General features: G+C 60.5%; 14 protein-coding genes and 1 tRNA gene. 14 read left to right on the forward strand and 1 reads right to left on the reverse strand.

The window, feature by feature from the left end; all coding sequences use genetic code 11:
• The 8 genes from infC to NDI87_RS12915 form a co-directional block, all read left to right on the forward strand.
• On the forward strand, window positions 1–552 hold a 552-nt coding region (infC, locus tag NDI87_RS12880), incomplete at its 5' end, for a translation initiation factor IF-3 (RefSeq protein WP_296275679.1).
• Between the two features lie 141 nt (window positions 553–693).
• Entirely contained in the window at window positions 694–897 is a 204-nt protein-coding gene (rpmI, locus tag NDI87_RS12885) for a 50S ribosomal protein L35 (protein ID WP_296275693.1), read from the forward strand.
• A gap of 25 nt (window positions 898–922) precedes the next feature.
• Window positions 923–1,282, forward strand: a complete 360-nt coding sequence (gene rplT / locus NDI87_RS12890) for a 50S ribosomal protein L20 (protein WP_296275681.1) — start codon at window positions 923–925, stop codon at window positions 1,280–1,282.
• A gap of 110 nt (window positions 1,283–1,392) precedes the next feature.
• Window positions 1,393–2,466, forward strand: coding sequence for a phenylalanine--tRNA ligase subunit alpha (gene pheS, locus NDI87_RS12895; protein ID WP_296275682.1), 1,074 nt, complete (start codon window positions 1,393–1,395; stop codon window positions 2,464–2,466).
• A 91-nt stretch (window positions 2,467–2,557) separates the two neighbouring features.
• Entirely contained in the window at window positions 2,558–4,990 is a 2,433-nt protein-coding gene (pheT, locus tag NDI87_RS12900; protein WP_296275683.1) for a phenylalanine--tRNA ligase subunit beta, read from the forward strand.
• Window positions 4,991–5,028: 38 nt separating this feature from the next.
• Window positions 5,029–5,367 carry an integration host factor subunit alpha gene (locus NDI87_RS12905; protein WP_296275684.1) on the forward strand — a complete coding sequence of 113 codons (339 nt, stop codon included), beginning with the start codon at window positions 5,029–5,031 and terminating at the stop codon, window positions 5,365–5,367.
• A gap of 92 nt (window positions 5,368–5,459) precedes the next feature.
• Window positions 5,460–5,897: a MerR family transcriptional regulator gene (locus tag NDI87_RS12910; protein WP_296275685.1), complete on the forward strand. Its 438-nt coding sequence runs from the start codon at window positions 5,460–5,462 to the stop codon at window positions 5,895–5,897.
• 34 nt (window positions 5,898–5,931) lie between these two features.
• A tRNA-Pro gene (locus NDI87_RS12915) sits at window positions 5,932–6,008 on the forward strand.
• Between the two features lie 257 nt (window positions 6,009–6,265).
• Here the strand turns inward: NDI87_RS12915 and NDI87_RS12920 are convergent.
• Entirely contained in the window at window positions 6,266–6,733 is a 468-nt protein-coding gene (locus tag NDI87_RS12920) for a lambda-exonuclease family protein (RefSeq protein WP_296275686.1), read from the reverse strand.
• Window positions 6,734–6,800: 67 nt separating this feature from the next.
• Between NDI87_RS12920 and atzF the strand changes: the two genes are divergently transcribed.
• The 6 genes from atzF to NDI87_RS12950 all read left to right on the forward strand — a co-directional run.
• Window positions 6,801–8,525, forward strand: coding sequence for an allophanate hydrolase (gene atzF / locus NDI87_RS12925; RefSeq protein WP_296275687.1), 1,725 nt, complete (start codon window positions 6,801–6,803; stop codon window positions 8,523–8,525).
• Window positions 8,526–8,585: 60 nt separating this feature from the next.
• Window positions 8,586–9,617, forward strand: a complete 1,032-nt coding sequence (locus NDI87_RS12930) for an ABC transporter substrate-binding protein (protein ID WP_296275688.1) — start codon at window positions 8,586–8,588, stop codon at window positions 9,615–9,617.
• Window positions 9,618–9,622: 5 nt separating this feature from the next.
• Entirely contained in the window at window positions 9,623–10,456 is an 834-nt protein-coding gene (locus tag NDI87_RS12935; protein ID WP_296275689.1) for an ABC transporter permease, read from the forward strand.
• On the forward strand, window positions 10,453–11,274 hold the full coding sequence (locus NDI87_RS12940) for an ABC transporter ATP-binding protein (RefSeq protein ID WP_296275690.1): 822 nt from the start codon (window positions 10,453–10,455) through the stop codon (window positions 11,272–11,274). The genes NDI87_RS12935 and NDI87_RS12940 overlap by 4 nt, the downstream gene beginning before the upstream one ends.
• Complete coding sequence (locus NDI87_RS12945; protein WP_296275691.1) at window positions 11,271–11,492, forward strand: DUF4089 domain-containing protein; 222 nt, start codon at window positions 11,271–11,273, stop codon at window positions 11,490–11,492. Before NDI87_RS12940 ends, NDI87_RS12945 begins: the two co-directional genes overlap by 4 nt.
• A partial coding sequence (locus NDI87_RS12950) for an AtzE family amidohydrolase (RefSeq protein ID WP_296275692.1) occupies window positions 11,489–12,486 on the forward strand: 998 nt, incomplete at its 3' end. The genes NDI87_RS12945 and NDI87_RS12950, both read left to right, overlap by 4 nt.

Genomic DNA, 12,486 nt, shown 5'->3' on the forward strand with positions numbered 1-12,486 from the left:
AAACACCGATTGAATCGGGAAATCATGGTGCCAGAAGTTCGCCTCTCTGGTGTTGAAAACGAGCCCCTGGGTGTTGTCAATATCAATGACGCACTGCGCATGGCGGGTGAGTTGGACGTGGACCTGGTAGAGATTGCTGCAACTGCCAATCCGCCCGTGTGTCGTTTGATGGATTACGGCAAGTTCAAGTACCAGGAACAGAAAAAAGCTGCTGAAGCCAAGGCCAAGCAGACCGTGATCGAAATCAAGGAGATCAAGTTCCGTCCCGGTACCGATGACGGCGACTACAACATCAAGATGCGCAACATCAAGCGTTTTCTTGCTGAAGGCGACAAATGCAAGATCACCTTGCGTTTTCGCGGCCGCGAGATCACTCACCAGGAACTCGGTATGGCCTTGCTGAACCGCATTCGCGATGAGTTGGGCGATTTGATTTTGGTCGAGCAGTTTCCCAAGCTCGAAGGGCGCCAGATGATCATGATGATCGCGCCCGGCCGCAAGAAAGTTGCTGCGGCCAAGCCGGTCGTAACCGAGGTCACTGCCAGCGCGTAAAAGATTGGGGCAGACACCCGCAAGGTGTTTGCCACAAAGGGTGGTGGGTTCTTAACTCGCCACTTAAAAGTGGCTCGGGGCCATCAAGGCTGCAAATTGATTGCAGACGCCTCACGAGCACAATGAAAAAGGAGCATGAAGATGCCCAAAATGAAGACCAAGAGCGGCGCTAAAAAGCGTTTCCGCGTTCGTCCAGGTGGTACCGTTAAACGCGGTCAAGCCTTCAAACGTCACATCTTGACCAAGAAGTCCACCAAGCTCAAGCGCCATCACCGTGGTACGTTGACTGTTCGTGAGACCGAAATGGGTCGCATGGCACAGATGCTGCCAGGCCGTGGCCTTTAATTAACGACGAACAAGGAGTACTCACATGCCTCGCGTCAAACGTGGTGTAACGGCTCGCGCCCGCCATAAAAAAGTTCTAGCCCTTGCAAAAGGTTTCCGCGGTCGTCGTGGTAATGTCTTCCGAGTCGCCAAAGAAGCGGTGATGAAGGCTGGGCAATATGCCTACCGTGACCGTCGTACCAAAAAACGTGTCTTCCGTCAGTTGTGGATTGCCCGTATTAATGCCGCTGCCCGTCAGTGTGGCATGACATACAGCCAATTTGCCAACGGTCTGAAGAAAGCCAGTATCGAGATCGACCGCAAGGTTTTGTCTGATATTGCGATCCATGATATGGCCGCATTTGCTGGTATCGTGGAACAAGTCAAGGCCAAACTGGCTGCTTAAGTTGCTTTGATTGCTATTTAATTTATAGCTTCTCGCAATAATATGATAAGGGCTAGAGCTTGAAAAGGCGCTAGCCCTTTTTCCTTGGATAAGAGCTTTCCCGAGTATTTATGAACGACTTGACCGCTGTTGTTGAACAAGCCCGAGCCGCCTTCGAGCTGGCCCATACCCCTGCTGAACTTGAAAACAGCAAGGCCCTGTACCTTGGCAAAGCTGGCCGCATCACCGAGTTGATGAAGGGCCTGGCCGCCTTGCCGGTCGAAGAAAAGAAATTGCAGGGCGCCGCAATTAACCAGGCCAAGCAAGGCATCGAAGCCGCGCTCAACGCCCGCCGCCAGGCACTGGCCGACCGCGAACTGCAGGCGCAACTGCAGGCCGAAGCGCTCGATGTGAGCCTGCCCGGACGCCAGCGGGGCAGCGGTGGTTTACACCCGGTGTCGCTCACGCTGGAACGCATCGAGGCCATTTTTGGCTCCATGGGCTTCGAAGTGGCGCAAGGCCCCGAGATTGAGTCCGACTGGTTCAACTTCACCGCGCTCAACACGCCCGAAGACCACCCCGCGCGCTCCATGCACGACACCTTCTACGTTGAAGGTGGCAGCGACACGGCCCCCAATTTACTGCGCACCCATACCAGCCCGATGCAGATCCGGCACGCGGTGCAGCATGTCAAGAAACATCGCCTGGCCCATCGCAGCCTCAATGACGGCACGCTTTACAGCGGTGCCATGCCCGAGATCCGCGTCATTGCACCCGGGCGCACCTACCGGGTCGACAGCGATGCCACCCATTCGCCCATGTTCCACCAGTGCGAAGGCCTGTGGGTGGGCGAGGCCATCAGCTTCAAGGACCTGAAGTACGTCTTCACCGACTTCTGTCGCACCTTTTTTGAAAACCCCGACCTCGTGCTGCGCTTTCGGCCCAGCTTTTTCCCGTTTACCGAGCCCAGCGCCGAGGTCGACATCCAGTTCCCCAGCGGCCCGCTCGCCGGACGCTGGCTCGAGGTGGCAGGCTCTGGCCAGGTTCACCCCAATGTGATCCGCAACATGGGCCTCGACCCCGAACGCTACATCGGTTTTGCCTTTGGCATGGGTCCGGACCGCCTCACCATGCTGCGCTACGGCGTCAACGACCTGCGCCTGTTCTTCGATGGCGACATCCGTTTTCTGTCGCAGTTCCGCTAAGGACTCACAAACTTGTTAAGTGACATTGAATCGTCATCGTGAGCAAAGCGCGGCGATCCATTTCCCCTACGGATTAATTGATTGAAAAACTATGCAATTTCCTGAATCCTGGTTGCGTGAATTCTGCAACCCCGCTTTAAGCACGGCTGAACTGGCTGAAACCCTGACCATGGCCGGCCTGGAGGTCGAAGAGCTCAAGCCGGTGGCGCCGCCGTTCAGCCGCATCGTGGTGGGTGAAATCAAGGAAGCGGTGCAGCACCCCAATGCCGACCGCCTGCGTGTTTGCCAGGTGGATGTGGGCCAAGCCGAGTTGCTCACCATCGTTTGTGGTGCGCCCAACGCACGGGTTGGCATCAAGGTGCCTTGCGCCATGGTGGGGGCCGAGTTGCCACCCGGTGAAGATGGCCAGCCTTTCCTGATCAAGGTCGGCAAGCTGCGCGGCGTCGAGAGTTTTGGCATGTTGTGCTCGGCACGCGAACTCAAGCTCTCGGAAGACCACGGCGGCCTGCTGGAGCTGGCGGCCGACGCAGCCGTGGGACAAAATATTCGCGAGCATTTGCTGCTCGACGACACCCTGTTCACGCTCAAGCTCACGCCCAACCTGGCGCATTGCCTCAGCGTTTATGGTGTCGCGCGCGAGGTGTCCGCGCTCACGGGTGCGCCCCTGAAAACGCCGGCTTTTACCAAGGCCCACTGTGCTATCGACGGCGTGTTGCCGGTCAAGGTCAGTGCGCCTGATTTGTGTGGTCGTTTTTCTGGTCGAATCATTCGCGGCGTCAACCCCAAAGCCGCTACCCCGGCCTGGATGGTGGACCGTCTGGCCCGCTGCGGCCAGCGCAGCGTGACCGCGCTGGTCGACATCTCCAACTACGTGATGTTTGAACTGGGTCGGCCGTCGCACATTTTCGATCTCGACAAAATCCACGGTGGTCTTGACGTGCGCTGGGGCAGGGCGGGGGAGTCGCTCAAGCTACTCAACGGCAACACCGTCACGGTCGACGCCCAGGTGGGTGTGATCGCCGATGCGGCCCAGGTCGAATCCCTGGCCGGCATCATGGGCGGCGATGCCACCGCGGTGTCCGACGACACCAGCAACATCTATGTCGAAGCGGCCTTCTGGTGGCCCAAAGCGATTGCCGGGCGTTCACGCCGCTTCAACTTCTCCACCGATGCCGGCCACCGCTTCGAGCGCGGCGTCGACCCCGAACTCACTGTCGAGCACATCGAGCGCGTCACCCAGTTGGTGCTGGAAATCTGCGGCACGCCAGCCACCGTGTGCGGCCCCGTGGACGACCAGCAGGTCGCCATGCCCCAGCCCGCCAAAGTGACCCTGCGCGTGGCGCGTGCTGTCAGGGTGCTGGGCATGCCGCTCACCCAGGCGCAATGCGTCAAGGCGCTCACCGGTCTGGGCCTGCCCGTGACCGAAGGTGACGGTGTCATCGAAGTTACCGCGCCCTCCTACCGCTTTGACCTGCAAATCGAAGAAGACCTGATCGAGGAAGTGGCCCGCATGATCGGCTTCCACAACCTGCCGCAAACGCCGCCGCAAGCACCGATCACGGCCAAGCTTCGTTCTGAGAACCAGCGCAGCCCGTTTGCGGTGCGCCGCACGCTCGCCGCCCTGGGTTACCAGGAAACCATCAACTTCAGTTTTGTCGACGAACGATGGGAACATGAGCTCGCCGGCAATGCCAATCCCATCAAACTGCTCAACCCCATTGCCAGTCAGATGAGCGTGATGCGCTCCAGCCTGCTCGGCTCGCTGCTGCAGGTGCTCAAGTTCAACCAGGACCGCAAGGCGCAACGCGTGCGCGTCTTCGAGTTGGGCCGTGTATTCCTGCGTGACGCCTCGGTGCCGGGCTCCGACACCACGGTGCAGGGCTTTGACCAGCCCATGCGTGTCGCCGGCGTGGCCATGGGCCCGGTCGATGCGCCCGAGTGGGGCTGCAAAGAACGCCCGGTTGATTTCTTTGACGTCAAGGGCGACCTTGAAGCCCTGTTCGCGCCCATCCGCCTGAGCTTTGAGCCCGCCCAGCACCCGGCCATGCACCCCGGGCGCTGCGCGCGCGTGCTGTGTGCGGGTGCGGCAGTCGGCTTTGTCGGTGAATTACACCCCAAATGGCGCCAGTCCCATGACTTGGTGCAGGCGCCCGTCATGTTCGAAGTCGACCTCGACGCCGCGCTGGGTCGCCAAGTGCCGCGCTTCGAGGCGGTGCCGCGCTTTCAGGCCGTCGAGCGTGACATTGCGGTGCTGGTCGCCGAGTCGGTCACGCATGACGCCCTGATGCAGGCCATCTGGGCCGCACCCTGCAGCGGCATTTTGCGTGATGCGGTGCTGTTCGACATTTACCGCCCTAAGCCGCTGGCGGTTGATGGGTCAAGTGTGCCGCCTGAGAAAAGCATGGCGGTTCGTTTGACGCTGAACGGGCAAGATGCTACGCTGTCCGAACAGCAAATCGAAGATGCTGTGGCCGCCGTGGTTGCCACCTTGAGCGAAAAAGTTGCTGCACGTCAGCGTGTTTAAGCCGGTTATCACCCCCCTAGCTACAGAGCGAGTCATCGATGGACATTACGGTTGAATCATTGGAAACCCCGGCCTTGACCAAGGCACAACTCGCAGAGCTGCTGTTTGAACAGATCGGCCTGAACAAGCGCGAGTCCAAGGACATGGTCGATGCCTTTTTTGACCTGATTTCCAACAGCCTGGTCGATGGCGACGATGTCAAGATCACCGGCTTTGGCAACTTCCAGATTCGCACCAAATCACCGCGTCCCGGGCGCAATCCACGCACCGGCGAGGCCATTCCGATTGCCGCGCGTCGGGTGGTCACGTTTCACGCCAGCCAGAAGCTCAAGGAGCAGATTCAGGCTGGCACCGTGGCAACTTCCGATGAAGTTTGAACATCAGTCAGTCCTATGCGGGTAAGCTGTCTTTACAGTGTGGGCTCAGTTAGAGTACGCTTGCACATTTGCAGCTAAGATTGTTGATTCGCATGGAGAATTCTCTTCCCCAAATTCCAGCCAAACGATATTTCACCATTGGTGAGGTAGGTGAGTTGTGTGGTGTCAAACCTCATGTGCTGCGTTACTGGGAGCAGGAATTTACGCAACTGCGGCCAATGAAGCGCCGCGGCAACCGGCGCTACTACCAGCACCACGAAGTGCTGATGATCCGGCGTATACGCGAGTTGCTCTACGACCAGGGTTTTACCATCAGTGGTGCACGCAACAAGATGCACGAACTGATGCAGTCCGAGCGCGATAAACGCCATTTGCCTGAAAGTGTTGAGCTCATGGACGTGCATGACAGCCTGCCAGCGGTTTTTTCCGGACACGGTGCCTTGCTGCCCTTTGGCTTGTCTGACGACCCGTGGCTCCAGGTGCGTCATGAGCTTCACGAAATACGCGCTTTGCTGTCGCCCGCCCTCTGAAATAGAGGCGCTCTGTGGTTATAATTAATAGCTTCGGTGTGTGGCGCAGCCTGGTAGCGCACTTGCATGGGGTGCAAGGGGTCGAAGGTTCGAATCCTTTCACACCGACCAATAAAATCAAGGACTTAGCTTAGAAATGGGCTAAGTCCTTTTTCTTTTCTGGCGTCAAGGGGTAAACCAAGGGGTAAACGTCAAAAATGTGTTGATCCCCTAGGCTCCCAGCAACAAGCCACTTTTTGTAAATCTGACAAAGAAGCCTTTTGGCGCGGAGGACTCCTTGTAGGATGTCACTCAAGTCAGGACGATGCTCAAATCCATGGTTACGGGAACACGAAACTGCGAAGGCAAGGCAATTCCAATTGGTGGTTTCAGGGAATGAAGTGTTGCACCTTTATGACCCGCGGCAGCCCTTGGGTGCCATCGAACACGTACAAGTGCGCCAGCTTGGCGCCAGACACCATCAACTGATGTTGAATTTGTGCGGCGTAGTGGTCTGGCACTTGGCCCGCCTTGACTTGGCGCCAGAGCTCGGAGTCCTGGGTACGGAACGGGCATTTGATTTCGACGATCAGTTGACCGTCAAGGTCCATGCCGTCCAGGCTGGCAGAGTAGTCACCGTCCTGCAGCACCAGGGGTTGCATGATGCTGCCGGTTTCAGCCTCATAGGCCGCACGCGCCGCCGGCTCCATGTCCGTGCCGTGCTGCATCGCAGCGGTAGCCTTGGACTCAGTCCGTCCGGTCTTGTGTAGCCAAAGCTGGTACGGTGTCATCCAGGGGCTGACGCCCAGAACAGCAGCTGTCTCACTGGCATTGCGCATGTTCTTGCGGTAGGCCATGCGGCCATGCTTCTTTTTTTTGGCACACGTTTTGCTTTTGATCTTGGATACAAGATTGGATTTCAAAATGGTGCAACAAGTTATTTCTGATGCCGGCGCGCAAGGCGTTAAAGACAATGACCACAAGTTGTCTGCGCAAGCCTGGATCCTGCGTCTCGAGGATCCGGTGGTCAGCAACAAGGATGGGGCGCTGGCCGGCTTGTGTTTTGCGGTCAAGGACAACATCGATGTGGCCGGGCTGGCAACCACGGCAGCCTGCCCCGCCTTTGCTTTCACTGCGGTCGCGCATGCCGATGTGGTGCAAAAACTGCTCGATGCTGGTGCGGCCTTTGTGGGCAAAACCAATCTGGATCAATTTGCCTGCGGCCTCAACGGCACCCGTTCCCCTTACGGTGCGGTACCCAATGCCTTTGACGGCGCCTATGTGTCGGGGGGGTCCAGCGCCGGCTCGGCCTATGTGGTGGCCACCGGCCAGGTGGACTTTTCGCTGGGCACGGACACGGCCGGGTCGGGCAGGGTGCCGGCCGGGCTCAACAATATTGTGGGCTTCAAGCCCAGCAAGGGTCTGCTCAGCACGCGCGGTGTCTTGCCAGCGGCGCAAAGTGTCGACTGTGTTTCGATCTTCGCCCGCACCGTGGCGGTGGCCGCCAGGGTGCTGCAGGCGAGCCTGGGTTATGACCCGCTGGACCCGTATTCCCGCCAACTGGATTTAAGCCGGCAAAGTTGGGGCGCATCGTTCAGGTTTGGCGTGCCGGATGTGCTGGAATTTTTTGGCGATGCCCAGGCGCAGGCGGCGTTTGCCGAGGCGGTTGAGCGGCTGCGCGCCCTGGGCGGTGTCCCGGTGACCATTGACTACACCCCTTTGGCCCAAAGTGCCGCGCTGCTGTATGAAAGCGCGCTGGTCGCCGAGCGTTATGCGGCCATCCGGACGTTTTTTGATGCCCATGAGGACCAGGTGATCGAGCCGGTGCGCAGCATCATCGCCAAGGGGCGCGAGTACAGCGCTGCCGACCTGTTCCAGGCGCAAACCCAACTGCGTGCCCACAGCCAGCAGGCCGCCAAAATGTGGCGCGACATTGATGTGCTGCTGGTGCCGACAGCCCCCACCCACTACACCATCGCCGCCATGCAGGCCGACCCGGTGACGCTGAATCGCAACCTGGGCGCCTACACCAATTTTGTCAATTTGCTGGACTACGCCGCCATCTCGGTGCCCAGCAGCATCCGTCCTGACGGCCTGCCTTTTGGCATCACCCTGGTCGGCCCCTGCGGCAGCGACTGGCCACTGGCTGAACTCGGCCAGCGTTACCACCACGCGACCGGACTCACTCAGGGCGCCTTGGGACTGGCCTTGCCCGACATGCAGCCGTTGGGCCTGGCCGAGCCGCTGACTCTGCCGCTGGCGGTGGTCGGTGCGCATTTGTCGGGCATGCCGCTCAACAGCCAATTGACCGAGCGCGGCGCCCGCCTGATTCAGAGCACACACACCGCTGCGCATTACCGTTTGTATGCCTTGCCGGGCACCACACCGCCCAAGCCGGGATTGAAACGGGTGGCAGGGCAGGGCGCTGCCATCGCCGTGGAGGTGTGGAACATGCCGCTGCAGCAACTGGGCAGCTTTTTGGCGCTTATCCCGTCGCCGCTGGGCCTGGGCAAGCTGGAGTTGGCCGACGGCAGTTGGGTCATCGGCTTCATCTGCGAGGGCGTTGCCCTGGATGCGGCGCTGGACGTCACTGGTCATGGTGGCTGGCGCGCATATATGGCTTCTCTCACGCCTGCGGCCATGGCCTGACTGCGAAAAGTGAACCCTGATCTCCCGGAAATCTCATTAACCCCCTTGAAAGGAACACCCATGTCTGACTCTCATAAAACCACCGCACGCGCCACCTTGCCCCAGGCGGATGAAGGTAGCTCGCGCCGCCAGGTGCTGCAACGCGCTGGCGTGGCGCTGGGTGCGCTCGCCATGCCCGCCCTCGCGCGGGCGCAGAGCGGCCCAAAAATCCGCGTGGGTTACTGGCCCATTGCCGCCGGCCTGCCTTTTTACGCCGCCGTCGAGCTGGGTTACTTCAAGGAGGCCGGCCTGAATGTCGAGGTGGTGCGTTTTGCCGGCGCGCAGCAGATCATGGAGGGCATGCTGGCCGACCGCGTGGACGGCAGCGCCAACGGCACCGGCTCGGCCAACATTGCCGTGGGCGAGATGGCCGCCCCGGGTTCGTTCAAGATTTTTTGCTCCAACCCGAGCAACCTGAAAAATGTGCTCGACGAGGTCATTGTGCCGATCGGCAGCAGCGCCAAAACCATGGCCGACCTCAAAGGCAAACGCATTGGCTCCGGCCCCGGTATCCAGAACGTGACGCTGGCAAAAACGGTGCTGGAGCGCGGCGGTGCCACCGGCGCCACCGTTGTGGAACTGCCCATCGGCCAGCATGTGGCGGCGCTGGCTGCGGGCCAGCTGGATGGTGCCTACACGCTGGAGCCCACCGGCACCATTGGCCGCCTGAACGGCACCACCCGGGTGCTGGAAGCTGGTGTCATCGCCAAATACGTGCTGGGTGATCCGATGGCGCCATGGTTTGGCGGCTCGGCTTCGCTGACCTCGAGCTTCATCAAAGCAAATCCGGACGCGGCCAAAAAGTACATCGCCGCCTACGGCAAGGGTGTCGCCTATGTGCGCAGCAAGCCGGCCGAAGCGCGCCAGTTTCTCAAGGGCTACACCGCCATCGAAGGCGCCTTGACCAGCGAGGTGCCGCTGGCGGCGTACACCATGTACAACGAGTTCACCCCGGCGGACATTGCCCATTTCCAGAAGTTCTTTGACCTGTTCACAGAAAAGGGCGTGTTTCCAAAGCGCCTGCTGGTGGATTCCATGCTGTACAAGGGCTGAGCAGCATGGCGGATTCCATCACCCCCGAGGCGCGCGCGCCCTGGACGCCCGGGCAAGCCGCGCCAACGCTTGCCGTGCCGCGCAAGCCGGCGTGGGACCGGGCCGTTCCCTTTATTGGCCCGGTGCTGCTGTTCATTGTCTGGGACCTGGTGGTGCGCCTGGGCTTCATCAAGCCGATCCTGCTGCCACCCCCGGCGGACACGGTCACGGCCCTGATCAACGGGCTTGCCGGCGGGCCGCTGCTGAAAGACTTTGCGGTCACGCTGTGGCGCACCTGCCAGGCCTTCATGATGGCAGCGGTCATTGGTGTGCCGCTGGGCGTGGTGTTGGGCAGCAATGAAAAGGCCTATCGCTCGGTCGAGTTCCTGGTGGACTTTTTCCGCTCGACACCTTCGTCGGCGCTGATCCCCTTGTTCCTCATGATCTTTGGCGTGTCGGACATCAACAAGGTGGCGATCGCGACCTTTGGTGCCTTGCTGATCGTGGTGTTCAACAGCGCTTACGGCGTCATTAACGCGCGCAAACAGCGCGTGATGGCGGCCAAGGTCATGGGCGCCTCACGCTGGCAGATTTTCAAGGACGTGCTGATCTGGGAAAGCCTGCAACCCAGCTTTGTCGGCCTGCGCTCGGCGGTGTCGATGGCGCTGGTGATTGTGATCGTGGCCGAGATGTTCATTGGCTCGGACAGTGGCCTGGGCAACCGCATCATCAACTCGCAGCAGGTCATGAATGTGCGCGACATGTACGCCTCGATTCTGGCCGCCGGCGCCATGGGCTACTCGCTCAATGTGCTTTTTTTGATGGCTGAACGCCGCATTGTTCACTGGAGTGGCAGATGACTGAAGTTCTTAATGGCCCGGTCTATGCCGAGGTGCCGGCCCCCGTGTTCAAGCTGGGACCCAAGGGCACCCACATCACGATTCGCGGCCTGACCAAATACTTTGCCGGCTGGCCGCTGTATGAAAATTTTGACCTGGACATTCCCAAGCACAAGATCGTCTCGGTGTTCGGGCCCAACGGCTGTGGCAAGTCCACGCTGATCAACATGATTGCCGGTCTGGTGCCGATTGACGCCGGTGAAATTTTGTTCGACGGCAAGTCGCTGCAGGACACCAAAATTGGCTACGTGTTCCAGAACTACCGCGAGGCCCTGTTCCCGTGGATGCGCACCATTGACAACATTGCCTACCCGCTCAAGCTGGAGGGCCAGTCCAAGGCCGAGGTGGACCGCCGCATGGCCGAGCTGGTGGCTTCGTTCGATGTCAAGTTCGACCTGAACCGCTACCCCTACGAGCTCTCGGGTGGCCAGCAACAAACCGCGTCGATCATGCGGGCGCTGGCGCCCAAGCCCGAGGTGCTGTTTCTGGACGAGCCGTTTTCGGCACTGGACTTCGAGATGACGTTGTTCATCCGGGAAAAACTGCAAGAGGTGTTCATGCAGACCGGCACCACCATGCTGCTGGTGTCGCACGACCTCGAAGAAGCGGTGTACCTGGCTGACGAGGTGCTGCTGCTCACCAAGCGCCCGACCAAAGTGGCCGAAGTTTTGCATTACGGTGATGCGAGGCCGCGCACGCTGGAGACCCTGAGCGAGGCCAGCTTCATCCAGATGAAAAAGCGCAGCCTGGAGATTTTCCAACGGGAGGTTCGGCGATGAACGAGACACACCTATTGGCCTACGTCAAGGCCAGTGCCGTGGTGCAAGGGCTGGTGCTGGATGATGCGCGGGCGCAGCGCGTCGCCAGCCACCTGGCGCGCACTGCCCATCTGGCGCAATTGCTCGAAGGTTTCTCTTTGAGCGTTGAGGCCGAGCCGGCCGAGCTCTATCAGCCGCTCGCCTTTGCCGACACGCTCAGCAAGGTCGGTGTGCCATGAACAATACCGCCCGGGAGATCGGGGGGCTTGGCAGCTTTGCGCTGGCTCAAGCCATCCGCGCCGGTGACATCAGCGCGTGCGAGGTGCTGGAGGCCAGCATGGCGCGCATCGAGGCGACCGATGGAGCCGTCAACGCCTTCACCGGCAAGAGCTATCCGCGCGCACGCCGGGAAGCGATTGCGGTGGATGCCATGCGCGCCCGTGGTGATGCCCTGCCGCCGCTGGCCGGTGTGCCTTATGCGGTGAAAAACCTGTTCGACATGGCGGGCGAAGTCACGTTGGCGGGCTCGAAGATCAACCGCAGCCACGCGCCTGCCACCGAGGATGCCTTTCTGGTGGGCCGCATGCAGGCCGCGGGCGCAGTGCTGCTGGGCGCGCTCAACATGGACGAATACGCCTATGGTTTCACCACCGAAAACACGCACTACGGCCCCAGCCACAACCCGCATGATTTGACCCGCGTGGCGGGGGGCTCCTCGGGCGGCTCGGGCGCGGCCGTGGCGGCGGGGCAGGTCGGCATCACGCTGGGTTCGGACACCAATGGCTCGATTCGTGTGCCCGCGTCACTGTGCGGTGTGTGGGGCCTGAAACCCACTTTTGGCCGCCTGTCGCGCCGCGGCAGTTACCCGTTTGTGCACAGCATCGACCACCTCGGGCCGCTGGCGGATTCGGTGGACAGCCTGGCGCTGGTCTATGACGCCCTGCAAGGCCCGGACCCGCTCGACCCCGGCTGCCACGCCTTGAGTGTGCAGCCGGTCGGTGATCTTTCGCAAGGTGTTGCTGGCTTGCGCATCGGCGTATTGGGTGACTATTTTCATGAACATGCCAGCGCACCCGCGCGTGCTTCCCTTATGACCGCGGCCAAGGCTTTGGGTGCCACTGATATGGTGACCTGGCCCGACGCCGAACTGGGCCGTGCCGCTGCGTTCATCATCTCGGCAGCCGAGGGTGGCAGCCTGCACCTGGACGACTTGCGCACACGGGCAGACGATTT

It is taken from the genome of Rhodoferax sp. (genome assembly GCF_023701345.1).
Classification (GTDB): domain Bacteria; phylum Pseudomonadota; class Gammaproteobacteria; order Burkholderiales; family Burkholderiaceae_C; genus Rhodoferax.